At 44.6% G+C, this 20,891-nt stretch carries 19 protein-coding genes; 10 read left to right on the forward strand and 9 right to left on the reverse strand.

What is annotated here, in order from left to right; genetic code table 11:
- Window positions 1–28: 28 nt before the first annotated feature.
- From malQ to QUB10_RS24740, 4 genes are all read right to left on the reverse strand, one after another.
- Entirely contained in the window at window positions 29–1,537 is a 1,509-nt protein-coding gene (gene malQ, locus QUB10_RS24725; protein WP_333205871.1) for a 4-alpha-glucanotransferase, read from the reverse strand.
- Window positions 1,538–2,000: 463 nt separating this feature from the next.
- Window positions 2,001–2,126 carry a photosystem II protein Y gene (locus tag QUB10_RS24730; protein ID WP_333140345.1) on the reverse strand — a complete coding sequence of 42 codons (126 nt, stop codon included), beginning with the start codon at window positions 2,124–2,126 and terminating at the stop codon, window positions 2,001–2,003.
- A gap of 175 nt (window positions 2,127–2,301) precedes the next feature.
- A complete protein-coding gene (locus QUB10_RS24735) occupies window positions 2,302–3,060 on the reverse strand; it encodes a MinD/ParA family protein (RefSeq protein ID WP_333205872.1) in 759 nt (252 codons plus the stop codon).
- A gap of 74 nt (window positions 3,061–3,134) precedes the next feature.
- Window positions 3,135–4,922, reverse strand: a complete 1,788-nt coding sequence (locus QUB10_RS24740; protein ID WP_333205873.1) for a CHASE2 domain-containing protein — start codon at window positions 4,920–4,922, stop codon at window positions 3,135–3,137.
- A gap of 469 nt (window positions 4,923–5,391) precedes the next feature.
- On the opposite strand from QUB10_RS24740, the gene QUB10_RS24745 reads away from it, so the two are divergent.
- The 5 genes from QUB10_RS24745 to QUB10_RS24765 all read left to right on the forward strand — a co-directional run bounded on the left by QUB10_RS24745 (window position 5,392) and on the right by QUB10_RS24765 (window position 10,026).
- On the forward strand, window positions 5,392–6,132 hold the full coding sequence (locus QUB10_RS24745) for a DUF928 domain-containing protein (protein ID WP_333205874.1): 741 nt from the start codon (window positions 5,392–5,394) through the stop codon (window positions 6,130–6,132).
- Between the two features lie 141 nt (window positions 6,133–6,273).
- Complete coding sequence (locus tag QUB10_RS24750) at window positions 6,274–7,008, forward strand: DUF928 domain-containing protein (protein WP_333205875.1); 735 nt, start codon at window positions 6,274–6,276, stop codon at window positions 7,006–7,008.
- 230 nt (window positions 7,009–7,238) lie between these two features.
- A complete protein-coding gene (locus QUB10_RS24755) occupies window positions 7,239–8,033 on the forward strand; it encodes an HAD hydrolase-like protein (protein ID WP_333205887.1) in 795 nt (264 codons plus the stop codon).
- A 412-nt stretch (window positions 8,034–8,445) separates the two neighbouring features.
- Window positions 8,446–9,663 (forward strand): DNA double-strand break repair nuclease NurA, encoded by a 1,218-nt coding sequence (locus tag QUB10_RS24760; protein WP_333205876.1) that lies wholly within the window; start codon window positions 8,446–8,448, stop codon window positions 9,661–9,663.
- A 144-nt stretch (window positions 9,664–9,807) separates the two neighbouring features.
- On the forward strand, window positions 9,808–10,026 hold the full coding sequence (locus tag QUB10_RS24765) for a hypothetical protein (protein WP_006633087.1): 219 nt from the start codon (window positions 9,808–9,810) through the stop codon (window positions 10,024–10,026).
- A 155-nt stretch (window positions 10,027–10,181) separates the two neighbouring features.
- Here the strand turns inward: QUB10_RS24765 and QUB10_RS24770 are convergent, their stop codons facing one another.
- Window positions 10,182–12,251 carry an ABC transporter ATP-binding protein gene (locus tag QUB10_RS24770; protein WP_333205877.1) on the reverse strand — a complete coding sequence of 690 codons (2,070 nt, stop codon included), beginning with the start codon at window positions 12,249–12,251 and terminating at the stop codon, window positions 10,182–10,184.
- A gap of 445 nt (window positions 12,252–12,696) precedes the next feature.
- On the opposite strand from QUB10_RS24770, the gene QUB10_RS24775 reads away from it, so the two are divergent.
- Window positions 12,697–13,218: a GNAT family N-acetyltransferase gene (locus QUB10_RS24775; RefSeq protein WP_333205878.1), complete on the forward strand. Its 522-nt coding sequence runs from the start codon at window positions 12,697–12,699 to the stop codon at window positions 13,216–13,218.
- 70 nt (window positions 13,219–13,288) lie between these two features.
- On the opposite strand, the gene QUB10_RS24780 is transcribed toward QUB10_RS24775, so the two are convergent.
- Entirely contained in the window at window positions 13,289–14,623 is a 1,335-nt protein-coding gene (locus tag QUB10_RS24780) for a tetratricopeptide repeat protein (protein ID WP_333205879.1), read from the reverse strand.
- Between the two features lie 21 nt (window positions 14,624–14,644).
- Here QUB10_RS24780 and QUB10_RS24785 point away from each other — a divergent pair, with 21 nt between their 5' ends.
- The 4 genes from QUB10_RS24785 (at window position 14,645) to hisC (ending at window position 19,080) form a co-directional block, all read left to right on the forward strand.
- Window positions 14,645–15,925 carry an esterase-like activity of phytase family protein gene (locus QUB10_RS24785; RefSeq protein ID WP_333205880.1) on the forward strand — a complete coding sequence of 427 codons (1,281 nt, stop codon included), beginning with the start codon at window positions 14,645–14,647 and terminating at the stop codon, window positions 15,923–15,925.
- A 414-nt stretch (window positions 15,926–16,339) separates the two neighbouring features.
- Window positions 16,340–17,194, forward strand: a complete 855-nt coding sequence (locus QUB10_RS24790; RefSeq protein ID WP_333205881.1) for an alpha/beta hydrolase — start codon at window positions 16,340–16,342, stop codon at window positions 17,192–17,194.
- Window positions 17,191–17,904, forward strand: a complete 714-nt coding sequence (locus QUB10_RS24795; RefSeq protein WP_333205882.1) for a glycerophosphodiester phosphodiesterase family protein — start codon at window positions 17,191–17,193, stop codon at window positions 17,902–17,904. The genes QUB10_RS24790 and QUB10_RS24795 overlap by 4 nt, the downstream gene beginning before the upstream one ends.
- Before the next feature lie 129 nt (window positions 17,905–18,033).
- Window positions 18,034–19,080: a histidinol-phosphate transaminase gene (gene hisC / locus QUB10_RS24800; protein ID WP_333205883.1), complete on the forward strand. Its 1,047-nt coding sequence runs from the start codon at window positions 18,034–18,036 to the stop codon at window positions 19,078–19,080.
- 90 nt (window positions 19,081–19,170) lie between these two features.
- On the opposite strand, the gene QUB10_RS24805 is transcribed toward hisC, so the two are convergent.
- The 3 genes from QUB10_RS24805 to QUB10_RS24815 are packed head-to-tail and all read right to left on the reverse strand — an operon-like array spanning window position 19,171 to window position 20,796.
- Window positions 19,171–19,638, reverse strand: a complete 468-nt coding sequence (locus QUB10_RS24805) for a type II toxin-antitoxin system VapC family toxin (protein WP_333140379.1) — start codon at window positions 19,636–19,638, stop codon at window positions 19,171–19,173.
- A complete protein-coding gene (locus QUB10_RS24810) occupies window positions 19,632–19,949 on the reverse strand; it encodes an antitoxin family protein (RefSeq protein WP_333205884.1) in 318 nt (105 codons plus the stop codon). The genes QUB10_RS24805 and QUB10_RS24810 overlap by 7 nt, the downstream gene beginning before the upstream one ends.
- A 46-nt stretch (window positions 19,950–19,995) precedes the next feature.
- Entirely contained in the window at window positions 19,996–20,796 is an 801-nt protein-coding gene (locus QUB10_RS24815; RefSeq protein ID WP_333205885.1) for a class I SAM-dependent methyltransferase, read from the reverse strand.
- Window positions 20,797–20,891: the final 95 nt, after the last annotated feature.

The following is a 20,891-nucleotide window of genomic DNA, read 5'->3' on the forward strand; positions in this document are numbered from 1 at the left end:
ATGCCCTGCGCGGGCCAATGCCCAATTTTTAATTTTTATTGGGAGAACGCCCGCTGATGTAAGTCATGGTTTTGAGCCGATCGCGCACTTCCCAATTCAAAGCTTCAGGCCGATACCGCCATCCCCAATTTCCCTCTGGTTTCCCCGGAAAATTCATCCGCGCGTCAGTATCTAAACCCAACAAATCTTGAAACGGCACAATTGCCATATTAGCAATAGAAATCCAGCCCATGCGGATTAAAGACCAGTGAATTCCTTGGGGATCTATGCAGCCCAAATAACGCAAAACTTCATCTCTTTCGTAGTTTTGCAGTTGATTGAACCAGCCGACAGTCGTGTCGTTGTCGTGGGTGCCGGTGTAGACTACGGAGTTGCGATCGTAATTGAAAGGCAAAAAAGGATCGCCCGGACCACCGGCAAAAGCAAACTGCAAAATCTTCATTCCTGGAAACTCGTATCGATCGCGCAAAGCTTCCACTTCTGGAGTAATTACCCCTAAATCTTCAGCGATAATCGGCAAGTTGCCAAACTTTTCGTTAATTAGATCCAATAAAGCTGTTCCCGGCGCTTTAATCCACTCTCCCTCGATCGCAGTTTCTTGTCCGCGCTTCACCGCCCAGTAAGCGTCAAATCCTCGGAAGTGGTCGATCCGAGTTACGTCTACATAAGCGAAAATCGCTTCAAAACGCTGCACCCACCACTCGAAATTAGTTGCTTGCAACTTCTCCCAATTGTATACGGGGTTGCCCCACAATTGACCTGTATTGCTGAAGTAATCAGGGGGAACTCCCGCCATTAAAGCTGGTTCTCCGCTGGCTTCATCCAAGCAAAATATTTCTCGATGAGACCATACATCCGCGCTGTCGTGAGCTACATAAATCGGAATATCGCCAATAATTTTAATGTCCCGCAGGTTAGCATAGCGTTTCAACTCCGTCCACTGGCGAAAAAACTCAAACTGGACGTATTTGTAGTAATAAATCTCAGCATTTAGCTGCTGGCGCCATTTCTCTAGGGACTTGGGTTCTCGACGGGCAATTTCTGGTTCCCAATTGTTCCAGCTAACACCGCCAAAGTGATCTTTTAGTGCCATAAATAAGGCGTAATCTTCCAGCCAATTCTCTTTGCTTTCGCAAAAACCTGAGAATTCTTTTTGCTGGATCGGGGATGCTTTGGCTTTGAAGTTTTCGCAAGCTTTTTTGAGCAAAGGCACTTTCAGGGCGATCGCTCGCTCGAAGTCTACATAATCCAGCGGAAATTCTGGCAAATTAGCGAAGTCTTCATCTCCGAGCAATTGCTGGTCCCGCAGCATTTCTGGGTTAATCAGCAGCGGATTTCCCGCCATTGCTGAATAGCACGAATAAGGAGAATTGCCGTATCCTGTCGGGCCTAGCGGCAATAGTTGCCAGTATTGCTGGTCGCTCTCAACTAAAAAGTCAATAAAGCGATATGCTTCTATTCCCATGTCCCCAATGCCAAATTGACTGGGAAAGGACGTGGGGTGGAGTAAAAGGCCACTCGATCGGGGAAAAAGCATAATCTATCTAAAGATATAGGAATTTAACATTGACAATTTGACCTATATTCCCTACTCATTAAACTTCGTAGTTTTGAGGGAGATTCTCAGGGCAAATACTTTTGTGATTGTCTCATATTTTCTGCGATAACGTGCTTACCAAATATTTTTAGGGCACTCTACTCATAAATCCTGAGTAAAGTTCAAAACATCAAAATCCGAACTTACACGATCGCCCTGCTTTCACAGCTAGGTTTTTTTACCCAGGCTCGTTTGCTGCAACAAAGTATTTTGCTTGAGCGTACCCGGTTTTTGCCTAATCTTTAAATTTAACTTTTCTTGGGTTTTTGCCCCATCTCTCTGCAGTCGTAAATTGCTCACCAAGAATCAGCCATCACTTAAGCAGAGCCAATGCACAAATTAGCCGACTGTTTTGTATCTCAAAAAACAGCCGGCTGCGAAATTACTTGTGATAATGCTTAGTTCATGCTTGCTTGTTCAACATTTTCTGCACTTGTTTGAGAGCTATAGCGCCGACGTTGTAAGCAGCCCAGCCGCCCGCCAACAATACGGGCATCAATACTATTAGTATGCGGAAGTCAAATTCCATGAGTTCTCCTCCTAAAGTTTTTTAACAAATTCTCATAATCTATTTGTATCTCATTTTGTCGCCATTCTCCTGACTCTCTAAGCAAATATTCGGGATACGCAGGAGGACATCGCTCCCCAAGAATTGAGAGCGAAAGCGAAACTCCTGGGCGGGATCTCGGCATTCGCTGCACCAATTATCCCACAATCTGTTTGGCAATCCCTTCCACAACCTTAGTTAGAGGGTCGTTAGGGAAGTGCAGCGCAAACACCCCCTTGCTGGCGAGCAGCATCATCTGGTCGCTGTGGGGCAGTACCCCTGCCACTGGGATGTTGTAAATACTCTCTACTTGTTGCTTCAAATCCTCGAAATCTAGGGATTCAGGGGCTTTATTGATCGTCATCAAAATCTTGGGAACTTCTAATTTGCGGGCCACATCTACCGTAACAGCCGTTCCCTGAAAATCTTGCTGATCCGGACGCAGAATCAGCAGCAGGATGTCGGAAATGGTGATGCTGAGGAGGGTTTCTTCGTTGAGCCCCGGGTGCGTGTCTATAAATAGGTAGTCTAAGTTCAAAACCTCGATCAGTTCTTGAAAGCCGTCGGTAAGCAGTCCCACGTCGTAGCCTTCCCGCAAAACTCGCGCTATCTCCCCTGCTTTAATGCTCGAAGGAATCAGGTAGAGGCTGCCGTTACTGGCTAATTTTGGCAGCAGCGAACTCACATTGTAGGCCGTATCCGCGATCGGACATCGGCCCCACAGGTAATCGTTCAAGCAGCGATCCATATTGCTCTCGCTGAAACCGAACAGCACGTGAATCCCCGGCGATTGAATGTCTGTGTCCACAATGGCGACTCGATTTCCGCCGCGAGCGATAATAGATGCCAGGTTTGCTGTCGTGTTCGATTTGCCAGTTCCGCCCCGGTAAGAGTGGACAGAGATGATTTTGGACATGATCTGCGTATGAGGGTAAGAAACGGGGAGAACCCATTATGATGCAATTCTCGATGATACAGTCGAGTTGTCGGTCATTCTTCCTTGTCCCCCAAATCCTCCTTGTCTGCTAAACTATCAATTTTTTCATCTTTTATCATCTTTTGGCCGCCCCTGCGCTGCCGCATCTGTTTGGCTTTGGCTTGCAAATCGCTGAACTCGTCATCGGGTTTGGTTTCCGCTGAACTAGCACCGCCGCCCCCATTGATGGGGACACCTGTTTGAGAGCCGCTTTCCAATTCAGTCACGGCGGCGCGCTGCTGATGCTGTTTGGCTTTTTCCTGCAACTGAGCTAAGTAATCGTCTGTCTGACTTTCGACCTTGGGAAGCTCTGGGGTAATGGCAATTATTTCTTGGGGTTCGGAAGATGCTTTTTCAGAGGTTTCTTGTTTGCTAATCCTCAGTTTATCTTTCTTTTGCTGCAATTCTTTAAAGAAATCAGATTCTGTGATTTCTGCGACTTGCTGTTCTTTTTTGGCTTGGTCTATTTCGATTTTGAAGACTTGTTTTACTCGATCGCTAATTGCTTTCCCGTATCCGGCTTTATTAAATCTCTCTGCTGATACAATGCTACCGCCAGTTACGATTAATGCTAAGGCTGGCGCTGCCACAGGCACCCACCCTCCTAAGAGAAAAATCCCAAAGCCGATCGCGCAGCACCCGGACAGCAGTGCTCCAAATGTCACCGTCAACTTCGCTGGGTGAGCCATCCGCGATGCCAAGGTTCCTCCCACAATTGACCATGCCGAAATCCACAGAATTTCTGCCCATTCCGGCCAAAACCAAAACATCGGTCTGTTGTCTAAAACTGCACTCAAAATTTGGCTGACTACTTGTGCGTGTGCCACGATCCCCGGCATGAATTGGTTTTTTTGCTGTCGCCCACTGTAAGGAGTATAAAATAAATCTTTAACGGTTTCTGTGGTGTAACCGATGAGAACTATTTTATCTTTAACTAAATTTGGGTCAACTTTCCCTTCTAAAACATCCGTAATTCTGACTTGGTTTGCGACTTGCTGCTTGGAACGATAGTTAATTAATATTTGATATCCCCTGACATCGGCATTTTTGTATCCTCCGTCATTGCTTGCTAGTTGTTTTAATTGGGTTTTTCCCAGCCATAAAGATTGATGTGCAAGTTGAGGATAGATTTTTTGCCCTTGCAGGTAGCGGAGTGCTAGCTGGAGGTTGAAGGAAGCTAAAACTTGAGAATTGTCATTGCAAAGATGTTGTTGGGCCGAGGCATTGCCCTTAATTGTCGGCGGTTTCATAAATAATAAAGCCCTGCGGAGTATGCCACCCGGATCGACTCCGAAATCTGCAAATCCCACCCGGTTTTGTGGCAGCCCCGGCGCCGGCGGAGAACCGGGATTGTCCGGGCTGCCGTCGGTGACTAAACATACCCCGATAATTCGATCGCTTTTTTGTAAAACTTTAGTTAATTCCTCCCGCCCGTCTCCTAAAGGTACGTCTCGCAGTACATCTAAACCGATGACTGCCGGCTGCATTTTGTCGAGTTTTTGTAAGATTTCAGCTATTTTGCGATCGGATATTGGCCACTGTTTCAGTTTCTGAATGTCTGCTTCGGTAATCCCCACAACTAGCAAACGCGAGTCTGGCTGTTCATCGGGACGCCACCTCACCATTTGGTCGTAAGCGCTTAATTCTACTGGTTCGAGTATTCCTAGCTGTCTGGCTCCCATCAAGGATAATGTTACTGCCACGCTGGCAATTAATACAGACTTAGCCAAGAAGAGTGATGGTTTATACCTTTGACTCACTTGAGCCACTGCCGATCGAAATTTGTTAGATATTTTACTCATTATCCAGCATAAAAGTTTGACTCGTTTCTGGAACAGCAGTTGGTTCACATTGGGAGCATCTCATATTTGTAAAAACACTTCTTCTTCCTGCTTCCTTCTGACTCTTTCCTCCTGACTCCTGACTCCTGGCTCCTAACTCCAATTTCTAGATTGGCTGCTTTCATTGAGATGCTCCCCTTCACATTTCCCGCCTGCTGGAGACTTCCTCCATCTTAGAACACTCGGAAACTCCGACCACTTTGTTACAAAAATTTACAGTACGTGGCGAGCAACTGTATCTAATGATACTTGCGGCCTAGGCAACCTGATGTTTCCGACAGAGAATCCACTTGCCGATCGAATTAATTAATGTTATTGATGATATGTAAAGGTTTAAAATGTGTATCTGCGCCCTCGACTAGCATCTCAAAAATATTTGTCGCCATCAGCGAATGCCTGTGTTTGTAATTATACTGAAAGGTACAACAAAATGAAACGTTTTCTACATCGGGCTACACTTGCGGTCGCCGTATCTGCGATCGCAGCTACCGTCCCCAGTTCACTTGCACCGATGCGCGCACAATCCCAGCCGCTTCTGCTGAGTCAAAATTTTGGTTTCCAGCCTCCCGACGTAACAGCCCCCGCCAACCGACAAGGAGGAACACATCGCGGCAACAAGCTTTGTCCAGCGGGTGTATCTATTACTCCTTTAATGCCTCCAACTAATATCGGTTTAACCCTAACAGATTCTCCCACAATTTTTGTCTATATTCCTAACACCTCGCCCGAAATAGAGTTTACTTTGCTCAACGAAAACGAAGACAAAGTAGTCTACGAAAAAACCTTTAAACTTGACAAATCCGGGATTGTAGGAGTTAGTATTCCTGCTACCGTGGACAACAACAAATCCCTTGAAGTTGGCAAGCGATACGTATGGTCATTTTCGATGGTTTGCGACCCGGAAGACCGATCGGCTGATTCAGTTGTTAAAGGGTTCGTGCAGCGAATTGAACCGCAGGCAACTCTCAAGAGCGATTTGGCAAATCCCGACCCGATGACTAGGCTCAACGTTTATGCTCAAAATGGGATTTGGTACGAAACTCTCGCTACTTTAGCCCAAATGCGGCGTCAGACACCGGAGGATGTGAAGCTGACAGCCAAGTGGACGCAATTATTGCAGTCCCAAGGACTGGAATCAGTTGCAGCTCAACCACTGGTTGCGCCTCTTTAAATCTCGATATTTCTTGAAGTTTGGTCGGTCTGCCGATGGCGATGTGAAAATTGACCCATTTACTCGATCGCACCCGGGGTTAAAACTCCGGGTTAACATAAGATATGCGCTCTATAAATATTTATACAAGTTGGTGGAAAAATGAAACGTTTTATACATTTTACTGCATTGGCGATGACTGTATTGGCGATCGCCCTTACTCTCCCCAGTTTGCTTACACCGATGCAGGCTGTGCCTGCACCCATTCTGCTGAGTCAGAATGTTAATTTCACACCTCCCGATGTAACAGCCCCCGACAACCGGCAAGGGGGGACGCATCGAGGCTGTAAGTTACCGGATGGTTTATTCATTACTCCCTTAATACCTGAAAGCAATATTGGCTTAACGCTCACAGAGTCGCCAACATTTTTTGTATATGTTTCTCAACCGACAGCTCAAGTAAAGTTTATTTTGCTAAACGCAGATGAATCCGAAGTAGTTTACGAAACTACTTTAAAAAATGACAAAGCCGGAATTGTTGGAGTTAGCCTTTCTGAGAAAGACCAGACAAAAAATATTGAGGTTGGTAAGCGATATGTGTGGTCGTTTGCACTAGCCTGCGATCCTCTGGAGCGTTCTGGAGATTATATTGTTAAAGGATGGATGCAGCGAATTGAACCCCCGGCAAATCTCAAGAACGATTTGGCAAATCCCGACCCTATGGCTAAGGTGATTGCTTATGCTAAAAATGGGATTTGGTACGAGACTATTGCTACTCTAGTCGAAATGCGGCGCCTCGCACCCAATGATTCGCGGCTGACGACCGAGTGGACGCAATTGTTGCAGTCCCAAGGACTAGAATCGATTGCTACTCAACCTCTAGTTCAGTCTTTTTAATAACGACTGTTCACCAATCATTGCTGAGTGTTTGCAGAGTCAATTCTTCAATTATTCAATCCAGTGACCGAAAGCAGCCAGGGTACAAGCCCCCGTTTTTATCCTGGTACAACCAAAAAATAGTATCCGATAACCAGTCCCCGGATTCATCAGTGATATCGCTTCGTTCAATTCTCAAATTATTCAATTATTCAATCCAAAATCCAAAATCTAAAATCTAAAATCGATTGATGGCTAATAACTTTCCGACAATTCTAGCTCTTGATTTTGACGGTGTGATTTGTGACGGACTAATCGAATATTTCCAAACAGCTTGGCGTACCTACTGTCAAATCTGGAAACCAGTCGAAACAGTGCCAGATCCAGATTTAGCTTTGAGTTTTTACCGAGTGCGGCCCGCCATCGAAACTGGTTGGGAAATGCCGCTGCTGATCCGCGCATTACTGACAGGAATTTCTCCAGAGCAAATTTTGCTAGAGTGGCCCAATATAGTACCGTATTTGTTGACCGAAAATAATTTAAAAGCGCAGTCTGTAGGCGCTATGTTAGACGGATTGCGCGATAATTGGATTGCTGAGGATTTATCTGGGTGGCTGTCTTTGCACCGCTTTTATCCAGGGGTTGCCGATCGCTTGCACTCGTTGCAGGAGAGTTCGGTGAAAGTGGCGATCGTCACTACGAAGGAAGGCCGTTTTGTGCGGGAACTTTTGCAGCTAGCAGGCGTACAAATGCCGTCTGAGTTAATTTTTGGCAAGGAATACAACAAGCCTAAGCACCAAATTTTGCGGGAATTTTTGGCCGCGTCTGGCAAAGATTCGACTATTTGGTTTGTGGAAGACAGGTTAAAAACTTTGCTGTCGGTGAAGCAGCAGCCGGATTTATCTCAGGTGAGGTTATTTTTGGCTGATTGGGGTTACAATACTTTGCCCGAACGGGAATCTGTGGCTCAAAATCCACCAGTTCAATTGCTTTCTCTGTCGCAGTTTGCCGGAGATTTTGCAAATTGGCTGCCGATCGACTGTTGATGTTAGATTTGTTTACAGTAGTGATTTTTTTTCGCTTTTCAGAGTCAAAAAAAATCACAAAATTTTACATCTTTTTTGTTGACTTTTGCGGCGCAGACATGGTATTTTAATATAATGGGATGGTAGCAAAAATAATATTTGTGCAACCATCCCATTATAAGATATATAATAACAGGAATTCTCAAGAAAAGCAAGGATATCGAAAAAAAAAATGATTTTTTTTGATACAGTCTTGGAGGTACTATTGACCTGAGAAACGGATTTTTTTACAGTTTCTTCGGGCTGCAACGAAGTATTTTAGTTTATCAAACCCGGTTTATGACAAAAAAACCAAGCTTCTGAACCAAAAATTTGAAAAGTGTTTTGATAATTTCTCAGCTTGAAAGCTTTCTAATATTGAGACTTAAAACCGATGCTCGATTTAACTAAAGCAGCCAAGGCAATGCAGGGAATGAGCCAACATTTGAATGTGGAAGCTCAGGCGGCTCGCCAACGTTTGGAAGTGGCTCAGAATTTGCTGGTAAAGGCAGCAGCGGAACAGGAAAAATTGGTGGAATTGCAAGAGAATTGGCGCGATCGCACTTTATTCAATGCTGCCACGCCGATCGAGCCCTTAGACGATCGCACCTACATCACCGCACCCCCCGCCTCTCACACAGTCTTTGCCACAGACGGATCGCAAATTTCCCCCAACCATCACGAAATAGCCTACTGCTACCTGCTAAACGTCGGCACAGTCATGCTACACTACGGCCAAAGTCGCCACCCAGTTTTAGACAGCGTACCCGAAGTTTTCTACAAACCCGAAGACTTGTACGGTTCGCGACAGTGGGGAATTAGAACCGAAGAATGGATGGGATACCGGCGAGCAGTTTCCGAAGCAATTGCCTTAGCAGAAATGGGCTGCAATTGGGCAAAAGTTAACGACAATAAATTGCCCGCGCCAGCTTTAGCAATGGTAGACGGTTCCCTGATTTATTGGTTTTTGGAACAGTTACCCACCGACGCGCGCGATCAAATTTTGCTGCCAATTTTAGAAGCTTGGGACAAGTTGCGTTTAGCAGGAATTCCGCTGTTAGGATACTTAAGCGCTTCTCGCAGCAGCGAAAGCTTATCTTTTTTACGGTTTGAAGCTTGCACCCACGAAGTACCAGACTGCATGACAAATTGCCCGAACGTCGGATTTGCCGCCACAATTTCTTTCGCCGAAAAAGCACCTTGTCAAGAATTTGAACCATTGCGGGATGCCATATTGTGGGCAACAATCCTGTCACCTGGACAAAGAAGCCCTTTGTGGAAATCCCAAGCTCGAATTTTAGATTTGTACGGCATTAATTCCGTCTATTTCTGTTACGTTCACGTTGGCACAGAAATTGCTAGAATAGAAGTGCCGGAATGGGTAGCACAAGATACAGCACAGCTAGATTTAGCATTAGGAATGATGCTGGCTCAAGTACACAAAGGCGGCGGGTATCCGGTGACGCTAGCAGAAGCTCACAATCAAGCGGTAGTCACGGGGGGCGATCGAACTCGCTTTTTCGCTTTGTTAGAGCAGCAAATGATTAAAGCCGGCTTAAAGAATGTCGGAATTTCTTATAAGGAAACACGGAAGCGCGGCAGTATTGCTTAAAGTAATAAGTAGAGTAGTCCTTGACGCAGAAACCGGGTTTTTACGGAAATACTGCATTTGAACCTTTAACACAGATAAAAAACCCGATTTCTTTGGTATTGATACGTAATTTATGTAGAGTTAAAATAGAGTTAAAAATGTTATATGCCAATAGAACTAATTATCTTAATTGCTTCGTTACTTGTATCTTGGCTAGTGTTTAATTGGGCTTTTAAAGTATTGAAAGCCAGCATCGGGACAGCGATTGGTTTAGCAGCAATTGTGCTGACGATGCAGTTATTGTTTGGCATCGGCCCAAATCAGCTTTTCCAACATATAATTCACTTGCCGGAAACCCTGGGGAAAATGATTTCAGGCAAATGAATCAATTTTAGAGTTGCGATTTTAGATTTTAGATTCTTTTAGATCCCCGACTTCTTCAAGAAGTCGGGTATCTGGGTATTCCGAGAATTTTCCCTCTTATCGATAATTCATCCGTGTATCCGTGTCAAAATCCGTGTCGTGCCTTCCTTCAGATATTAACTGCCCAGCATTTGCAACTTGTACAAGCTGGCATACAACCCTTCTAGCTGCAACAACTCTTCGTGGCTGCCCGACTCTACTAACTGCCCGCGTTTGAGCACTAAAATACGATCGACATTTCGGATAGTCGAGAGCCTGTGGGCAATAATTATCGCCGTTCTGTCCACCATCAAACGCTCTAGAGCTTCTTGAATTAAAGCTTCCGTCCCCACATCCAAACTAGCAGTTGCCTCGTCGAGAACTAAAATACTAGGATTGCGAATAGCGGCACGAGCAAACGCTAATAATTGCTTTTGTCCCCCCGAAAGATTGGTTCCCCGTTCCCGCAATTGCGTATCATAACCTTGAGGCAACTGTTCGATTAAACGGGCAACATTAGTCTTTTCTGCTGCTGCTTGAATTTCCTCAATCGAGTAACTTTCTCCCAGGCTGATATTGCTCTTCACGTCACCAGCAAATAGAAAGCCATCTTGGATAATCACGCCTATGTGCCTGCGTAACTCTGCTTGAGGCAAATCCCGAATATCGACATGATTAACCAGAATCCGTCCTCGGCTAGGTTCGTAAAGGCGACACAGGAGACGGATAATCGAACTTTTGCCCGCACCGGTGGGGCCAACTAATGCTACTTTTTCGCCGGATTTGATGGTGAAATTGAGGTTTTGCAGGACATATTCGTCTTCTTTGTAAGCAAACCACACGTTGTCAAATTGGATTTCTCCCGATTCAGAATTCTGCGATTTGGCATTTTCTCCCCCCCGAAGCTTGGGGGGATTGGCGGGGGGTGATTGGGGATTGTTAGGCACTAAACGATATTCGGAACTTGCTGGATTTTGATGATTATCTGCCAATTCTCGATCGAACGGAGACAAGTTGTAAGCCGTTGCCTCTGGATGTCCAGTTATCAACAACGGTGAATAACCTGCCCTTCTTCCTCCTTCCCTCTTCCCTCTCCCTTCAAACATCCGTGTATCCGTGTCAAAATCCGTGTTGTGCCCTTCCTTCTTCCCGCTAGTTGGATCTTTAATTTCGATCGGTTCGTTGAGAATATCGCTAATCCGTTCGACAGCGGTAAATCCTGCTTGAATTGCTGTGAATTTCTCAGCAAATTGCCGCAGCGGATCGAAGAGACGCTGAGCAAATAAAATGAATGCTGAGAGAGTACCGAAGTTAAGATTACCGGCTAAAACCCTTTGACCCCCCATCCACAAAACGGCTGCAATCGCCACTAAAGCAATCCATTCTAATGTCGCAGATACGGCTGAGTCGTAAAATATAGTTTTGTCAACTGCTTTAATGTAGCGTTTATTCGTGACGCGAAACAATTGTGAATTGAACCTTTCGCGGCGGAATAGCTGCACTACGCCAATACCAGTCAGGTTTTCTTGCAGTTGGGCGTTGAGTTCGGAAAGTTCTTCTCTGGTATTGTAATTGGCTATGCGATATTGGTACTGGAAATAAACTATGACAGCGGTAATTGGTATCATCATCAGCACCAACATTAAAGCTAGTTGCCACTGCATGGTAAACATGAAAATGGCAATTACTAAAATTGAAAATAAATCGCTGACAATGCCGATCGCCCCTGAAGAGAAAACCTCTCCCAAAGCTTCTACATCGCTGGTGAGGCGAGTCATCAGTTTACCGACAGGAGTGCGATCAAAAAATCTCACTGCTAGCGATGTGACGTGGGCGAACAAATCATTTCTAATATCTGTAGTAATTATTTGCCCTACTTTCGTGACTAAATAGCCTTGAACTGATTGCAGTGCTAATCTAAGTGTTATAGTTAGCATGAGCAAAATAGCCAAAATATTCAAAGCAGCAGATAGAGACAATCCCCGCAAGAATTCGTAGGTAGGTTCCGAGCGAATTACCGAAATTGCCTGTCCGATGAGAATGGGTTGAATTGCTCCTGAGACTGCTAGCGGTACTAATAGTGCGATCGAAATAATCAGCAAGCGTTTGCTGCGGGTTGCGTAAGATGCCAACCTCATGAATAACCGCCAGTCTGTTTCCTGGCCGGATTTGTTTTTGGTGTCTGCTACTGGTGAGGAAAGAGTCATCCGATTTTAGATTTTAGATTTTAGATTTTAGATTGCAGAAGCTATTATGCTGCTAAATTCGGCGGCTTTTTGTGAGGATATCGAGCTTTTTTTTCGCTGCGCGGCTTGTAGGGCGGGCGGGCGAGATCAGTTCGCTCAGCTTTGAGCAAAAAAGCTGTACAATATATCCAACTAATAATTGTAGCAAATAGAGTCAGTCAAATGAGGAAATATTGTGCAGATCCAGCAAATTATCCAACCTGACAGCGCTCTGTCACCCGTATTTATTACAACAGCGGATACCCGCTACTTGCCACTTTATGCCTTTAGACATAGAGTTGGCCACTGGTTTTATTTGCTGGTCAAATGCTGGGTTTTCAAAATGCAGTTCACTGCATTGAAGAAATTGATTTTACATTTCACCGTCGTCCCAATGAAAGTGTATTAGCCTTTTTGGGTATAACTTATGCAAGAAATAGAGACAGCCAGATTGTATCTGAGACAATTTAGGCCAGAGGACTTAGACGATCTGTACCGCATCTACAGCGATCCGGAAACAATGAAATACCTCACAGGAGTTAGAACGAGAGAAGCAACAGAAATTGCCATTCATACCATGCTCAAACGTTGGGAACAAAACAACTTCGGAATGTGGGCTTTAGTACATAAAATAGACTGTAAAATGATTGGTCGCTGCGGACTGGCTTTTCTGGATCAGACACCGGAAGTTGAGCTGGGCTATGCGCTAGACAAAGTTTATTGGAATCAAGGATTGGCGACAGAAGCATCTTTGGCTAGTCTAAATTATGGATTTAAAATATTAGATTTGGAGAGAATAGTTGCGATCGCCCGCCCAGAAAATATTGCCTCCCAGCGGGTGATACAGAAAGTTGGCATGAAATATGAAAAAAATGCTCATTACTACGAAACTGATGTACTATATTACTCTATCTCGCGAGAAACCTACGATTCAAAAGTAGTTTTGTAGGGTGTGCATTGCACACCTTACTTCATTTAAATTACTCACATTGCAATTTGTCATTATTGCCTGCTGACAACTACGAAGTTCTTTGCAATTGCTTGTTAACTTTTTGAATTTTCTTAGCAAAATACTCTTGTCTGTGTCCCAATTTTTTAGCCACGTCCAACCCTTTTTGATAGGATTCCAAAGCTTTATCGTAAGCCTTCATCTCTTGATAAACTTGACCGATATTGTCATAAGTGTTCATCAATCCGTAGAAATTGTAAGCCCGCTCTTCTAACAGCAACTGCATTTGATAAATCCGCAAAGTCGGCTCCCATTGCTTTTGCGATCGATAAAGTAATGCTAATTTATCTAAAGCTTCACTAGCTTGGGCATACTGTTGAATAGGGACGGCTAAATTGTAGGCTTCCTGATAGTATTGAGCTGCTAAATTGATTTGACCTATGGTTTGGTAATCGCTGGCGATCGCAATTTTGAGCGGTGGTATAGCGCTTGGATTTTGTAAGTTAAGATACACCGATGCTAGTTTTTCCCTAGCTGCGATCGCCTTTAGGGGTTGTTTCGACTGTTGGTAAACATAGGCCAACTGTCTCAGGGTATCTACCTCAGTTGGAGGAGTTACAGGCTGCGGCGGCGCGCCGTTTCCCGCAACTACAGCAGAATTTTGCACAGCAGAATTAGCAGCAAATAAAGCGCGGTTTTCCTGAATTAAAGTAGCCAATTCCTCATACACGGGAGCAGCTTTATCGTAACTCAACCAATTGATGTGAATAAGCCCGATCGCCTTCAAAATCTGACCTTCAGCCAATATATCTTGGTTTTGGCGCGCATTTTCGAGAATTTCTTGGTAAACTTCTACAGTCGGGCCTTTAGCGCGCACCTGCTGAAAAGCCGCAGCGAAGGCGGGTAGCAACTCAGTATTAAGTGGTACTTGGGATTTGACTTCTTTTTGAATTGCTTGCAACCGTTTAGTAATAAGCTGTAGTTCGAGGTTTTTACCATTACTCCAAGCAACACTTCCCACCCGACTCAAAGCAGCAATTTCCGCCGCCGGGCCCAGATACCTCCGCAGCCGCAATTCTCGGAACCAAATTTCAAAAGCACCCGCGCCGTCTCCAGCTTGCAGTTTAGTCGCTGCTTCTAAGTTTAACTCTTCCAAAGCCGCTGTCAGTTCGTCCCGCTGAGTGCTGCTCAAAGATTCATTAGCGGGAGTTAGGGGATCGGGTGTGGTAATTTCTAGAGGATTAGGAGAAAATTGATCGAGGGCTGGTGGATTAGTTTGGGCGCTAGCAATAGAACCAGCACACAGCCACAGGAAAAGCAAGCACCCAATTGGTACAGAACTTCTCATTCTAAAAATTTGGTTGCCGCGATTCGGCATCTCTTCTGGAAACATCAAGTTTTGCATATCTACAAAACGGTATAAATTATGTCACAAAGATGGCACAAAAGTAAACAGTTCAACAAGAGCAACAAAATAAATGTCACCGTGCTGAGCAATTATTGGCATTTAAAGACGCTGGGCGATCCTCTTCGAGGGCTTCGCCAACGCATTTTACGCTTATTTAGTCTAGCCCTAATTCTCTTAACTGTTTGCACAGCTTGCGCCCCCCCTCCCGCAGTTGCAAAAGACCGATCTTTTCCAGAATTGTCCCTCGAATTTTTGGGCGAGTACGAATTGCCAAAAACCAATTTTGAAGGAGTACCAGTCGGCGGTTTGTCAGGAATTACCTACGATCCCAAAGGTATTAGCGCAGTCACTTCCAAAGCTTATCGCTTTTACGCTCTCTCCGACGACCCCAGCGAAAACGGAGAAGCGAGATTTTACAGTCTCCGACTAGACCTCACATCAAGCGATCCAGCAAATATTCGCCTGAAAAAAGTTACCGTTGACGGCGTTACATCCCTCAAAAAAGCAGACGGTGAAACCTTCTCTTGGGGTTCCATAAATCCCGAAGGCATCGCCCTTTCTCCCCGCAATTCAGTATTTGTCGCCAGCGAAGGCGTTACTCATGTGGGCATCCCTCCTTTTCTCGGAGAATTTGACCTCAAAACCGGGCAAATGCGGGGAAATTTGCCGATACCAAAGCGCTATATTCCCGATGCCAGCGATGAAAAACAGCAGCAAGGAGTTGTGGACAATTTAGGTTTTGAATCTTTAACCATCGACCCAGAAACCTTTAGTCCGGGCGGTCTTGATCCGTTTCGTTTGTTCGCAGCTACGGAAGCGCCGTTAATGCAAGATTTAGACCCCGAACAGGCAAGCAAACTGCGTCTTTTACATTATATCATCGTCGATAAAACGCCGCAATTAGTCTCGGAGAATCTTTACAAGTTAGACCAAGTTCCCATGACTATTTTGAACGGTTTAACAGAATTAGTAACTGTCGGTGGCGGTCAGATTCTGAGTTTAGAACGTTCTTTTGGGCTGTCGGGATACAGCGCTAGGATTTATCAAGTAGCAGTTGGGGCGGCTACAGATACTTCGAGAATCCAGAGTTTTAAAGGACGAGTGGCGGTCGAACCTGTTAAGAAAAAGTTGCTGCTAGACTTAAGCCAACTCGGAATTCCGCTATATAATTTAGAGGGAATGACCCTCGGCCCGCGCTTGCCAGATGGCAGCCAGAGTATAGTTTTGGTCAGCGATGACAATTTTGATGAAGCGCAGAAAACTCAGTTTATCTTGTTGAGTTTGAAGGGCAAAGGTTAAGTCAGAAGGGCGGGCTAGGAGCAACGGCCCACCCCACAAGAAGATTTATTATTTGTGAAAAAACAATATTGCCTGTTTATGAAAACTGTACAATAAAATTCACTCTTTGTGGAACAGGCATCTTGCCTGTTCATAAACAGGCTAGAAGCCCACCCCACCCCACAAGAAGATTCTTTGTGAAACAGGCATCTTGCCTGTTTATCAAAACAGTACAATAAAATTCACTCTTTGTGGAACAGGCATCTTGCGGGCTAGAAGCCCACCCCACCCCACAAGAAGATTTATTCTTTGTGAAACAGGCATCTTGCCTGTTTATCAAAACAGTACAATAAAATTCACTCCTTGTGGAACAGGCATCTTGCCTGTTTCTAAAAAAGTTAAATCACATTTATCCACCTATAAAATACCCTAATTATGCCAACTCGTAATACTTTGCACTTACCAGACATTGAACTTTCCTACCTAGAATGGCAGCCAGAAACTGGGACAGAAAAAGTTCCGCGTTTGCTGCTGTTACACGGTTTAGCAGATAGTGCGTTTGTCTGGACTAGCTTGGGCAATTACTTGTCCAACCGCTATCATATTGTAGCGCCCGATATGCGCGGTCACGGAGAGAGTAGCAAACCGAAAACAGGCTATACTTTTGAAAGTGCGATCGCAGATTTAGAAGCTTTGATGGTACATCTCAACTGGCCAGACGCCCACATTTTAGGACATTCTTGGACGGGAAAACTAGCACCGATTTGGGCGAGGCAAAATCCCGATCGCTTTTGCAGTATGATTTTAGTAGACCCCATCTTCATCACCAAACTTCCCGCCGCGATGAAACTCACCCTGCCAATTGTTTACCGAAAATTAGACTGTCTCAAATGTGTGGGCCCGTTTGCGACTTTAGCCCAAGCAGAAGCAGCGGCAAAACAATCGGGAGAATACGCAGATTGGAGTGATGTGCAGCAAATGGTATTCCAACAGCAAATCGAACCAAAATCCGACGGAAATTGGGGCAGTAAATTTGCGATTGCAGCCAGAAATCAGATATTTTCAGAAGTGATGAAAGTTGCCGGTTTAACTGAAAATATTGAGATACCAACTTTGTTTGTACAGCCGGAAAAAGGCGTAAATCGCATGGCTTGGCAAATGCAGCCATACAAGAGATACTTGAAAAATCTTACTGTTGCAAAAGTACCGGGGAATCACTGGTCTTTTTTGACTCAACCGGAAACTTTTAATCAAACTGTGGCAGATTTTTTAGAGGGCACAAGACAGTGAATGTAGAAATTATCGCACATCGGGGATTTTCGGCGATCGCCCCGGAGAATACTTTAGCAGCTTTTGAACTGGCGATCGCCCGTGGAGCTCATTCGATCGAATTTGACATCCAGCTATCCGCCGACAACGTACCAGTGATTTTTCACGACGCAACATTAGATAGAATCACTGGAGTTTCTGGCAAAGTTAGGGAAACAACCCTGTCTCAATTGCAGACACTTAATGCGGGAAAATGGTTTAGCGATGAATTTTCACAAGAAAAAATTCCTACCTTAAAAGAATCATTAGCTATCCTCAAAAATGTTGACAAATTTCTTTACTTTGATGTCAAACCTCACTGTGAGTGGTCGGATGCAGATGTCGCGGCTTTTGTCAATAGTTTGAAGGGCGCAGAGATCCAACATAAATGCGTTATTACTTCCTTTAACGATGGATTTCTCGAACAAGTGCGGCGGCTATCTGGCGATTTGGCGATCGGACACATTGTTGCTAATCTAGAAGCGTACAAAACTCAATTTGCTCAAGCTGTGGCGCATCGGGATAATTTGATTAGCAGTCAGTATCGCGTGTTGCTGGAAAACCCCGCACTAATTCAAGAAAGCCGGAGTCAGGGAGTTGACATTGTGGCCTGGACGGTGGACGATCGAGCGGATATGCAAAAGTTAATTGATTTGGGTATAACGCGGATAGTCACTAATTGTTTGATATAATTTGTTTAACTTGATATCTTGCACCATTATTAAGAACGGGCTCTTCGGCCCGTTCCACAAAACTCAATATATCTTGCACCATTATCAAGAACGGGCTCTTCGGCCCGTTCCACAAAACTCAATTAATAGATGAATTATTTTCGCAAAAACATCCACGAAATGTCTGGCTATGTGCCTGGGGAACAGCCACCGCTAGGCACAAAAATTATTAAACTAAATTCTAATGAAAATCCCTATCCGCCTTCTCTCAAAGCGTTAAAAGTGCTTCAGGAAATAGACGGAGAAATGCTGCGGCGCTATCCAGATCCAACGGGCAAAGTTTTCCGCATTTCTGCTAGTAAAATTTTTGGAGTTGCTGACGATTGGATTATTGTAGGTAACGGCAGCGACGATTTATTAAACTTGATAGTTCGCGCTGTGGGCGAATCGGGGAAACAGATTGTTTGTCCCGCGCCTACCTATGTATTGTACCGCACTTTGGCACAAATTCAAGATGCAGAGTTTGTTGAAGTTCCTTATCCCGATGACTACAAGTTACCAGTCGATTTGCTAATAGCAGCCCAGGGTGCAGTGACATTTATAGCTTCGCCAAACAGTCCATCGGGAACAGCCATCTCTCTTGCAGATTTGGAGAAACTGGCTAAAGAGTTATCGGGCATTCTTGTCATCGACGAAGCTTATGTAGATTTCGCAGAAGAAAATGCTTTGGAATTGACAAAAAAGTACAGTAATGTTATAGTTTTGAGGACGCTTTCCAAAGGTTATTCCCTAGCAGGATTGAGGCTGGGTTTTGGCATAGCAAATCCGGCGCTGCTGGCAGAATTAAATAAAATCAAAGACAGCTATAATGTGGATGCTTTAGCCTATGCAGTGGGGGCGGTTGCGATCGCAGATCAAGACCACAAAATAGCCAACGCCGAAAAGATTAAGGTCTCGCGAGCAAAACTAGCCGTTAGTTTCCAGGAATTAGGCTTTGAAGTTTGGCCCTCGCAAACCAACTTTTTGTTAGTTAGGCCACCAAACGGCGATGCAGAAAGAATTTATCAAACACTGAAAGTACGAGGAATATTGATTCGATACTTCAATCAGCCACGATTGGAAGACAAATTGCGGATTAGTGTAGGTACGGAGGAACAGAATCAAATATTGGTTAAAACTTTGAAAGAAATTCTCTAAATAACGATCGCACTAAAATTAGTTTCTAGTGAGGAATGCAAGTCCTCTGATTTTTATGAGGACTTGCATTCCTCACTAGACATAGCTTGATTACGGATAATTATTAGGATTATCAATAGCTAACCCTTCTGAATGAGCAATATTCAGCAATCGATTGTCCGCCGAAACAAAAATTAGTTGAGTTTCTGGCACCGACATGAGCAGAGTTTTAACGTACATACCAGACGCCAACTGCACAGCATCATAAGCGCGCAAAGGGTATTGCACAACCAATTGACCTGCACTTTCAATCAACGCTTGGTCAACTTCAATGATTCGATACTTGGTCTCGAATTCATTGCGAAACTTTTGCAAAATTATGTCAAGTTCACCAGCAGACATACTCCCCTCCCGCTGACGACGCGACAAGGCGCTGTGTAACTCCACCCATGTAATCTGGCTAATAGTTAAATCGTTATTTGCAGCCACATCAGTAATCGATTGAATCCAATTACTCCCTGTTTCAGGCACGTAACGTTTGACCAAAGCACTGGTATCTAGAAAATAAGTATTTACCACGGGCCACGATCCTCTATAACTATTTCAGAGACAGGTGTCCCCGGCCTTCCCTTCAGTTCTTCAAACAGTTCGCGCCATTTCTCTTCACGTCGTGCTAATTCAACAGGATCGAGCTTACCCTGCTTATTTGGCAAACGCATCAATCCTCGTACATCCATCAACTTAATCGCTTTTTCGCGATCGCCCTTGAGTTCTTCCGGCGAAACTTCCGCTACAATTGTGATTTGCACAGTTTCCCCATCATTCAATGACAAAGGACTCAAGGGACGAAAAACCCCGTTTTCGTAGATAGCAGTAATAGTTTCTGGCATAATTAGCCTCTTAATTAAATGCTTTGACTTATTGTACTTCTTTTAATTACTTCGTTGCCACCACAGCCAAATTCCAAGCCAAGCGCTTCATCAAAGGCAACTTCTTCAAAAACCAATCCAACCCTTCCAACCGAGAGTATTCCGGTTTCAATCTCTCTTGTTCAATGATAATTTTTTTCCAATAACGCTCCTCATTCGGATGCACTTTTTCGATCAAATAAAAGCGCAAAAAAATCCAAAGCGATGTCAGCCAAAAGGTATCATAAGCCGTCTCCGAAAACAAAGACTTGATAAAATTCACAATATTAATATCCAAAGGAGTTTCATCCTCCGTCCGCACCTCAGTCGCCATCCTGCGGTAAACATTAATCACCGGATTGTGCTTCATCGGGTCCCAAAAACAAGCTTTACCCCCAGGCTTCAGTACCCGGTGCATTTCGCGAATCGCCTTTTCCGGTTCCGGCAAATGGTGCAGCAAATTAGAAGCGTAGACAATATCAAAACTGTTGTCCGCGAAATCCATAGCCATTGCATTTACAGTGCAGCCCTCTATTTTGACGCCGTTTTTCTCAGCCAATTTCAGGGCAACTTCTACCATGCCCTGAGAATAGTCCGCCGCCACACAATGCGCGCCTTTTTTAGCAAAATAAACGCTGTTTTCTCCGGCGCCGCAGCCTAAATCTAACAGGCGTTTGCCTGTAATATCGCCCATTTGCTGGACGATAAATCTATTTTCTGGGGCGGTGCAAGCTTCAAAGTAATCATTGACTCGAATGCCGTCAATATCGATTGTGGATGCCCAAGCATCGTGGAATTGCCGCTCTTTTTTTAAAGTTTCGTCTTGCATTTTTTACGGTTTGTTGTTGCTAAGGAATGAGAATTAAATAACTTCCACAAGATTGTGGGATGGGCGTCTCGCCCGTCCTTTTTGGACGGGCGAGA

Source organism: Microcoleus sp. B5-D4, from assembly GCF_036705145.1.
In the GTDB taxonomy this organism is placed as follows: Bacteria; Cyanobacteriota; Cyanobacteriia; order Cyanobacteriales; family Microcoleaceae; genus Microcoleus.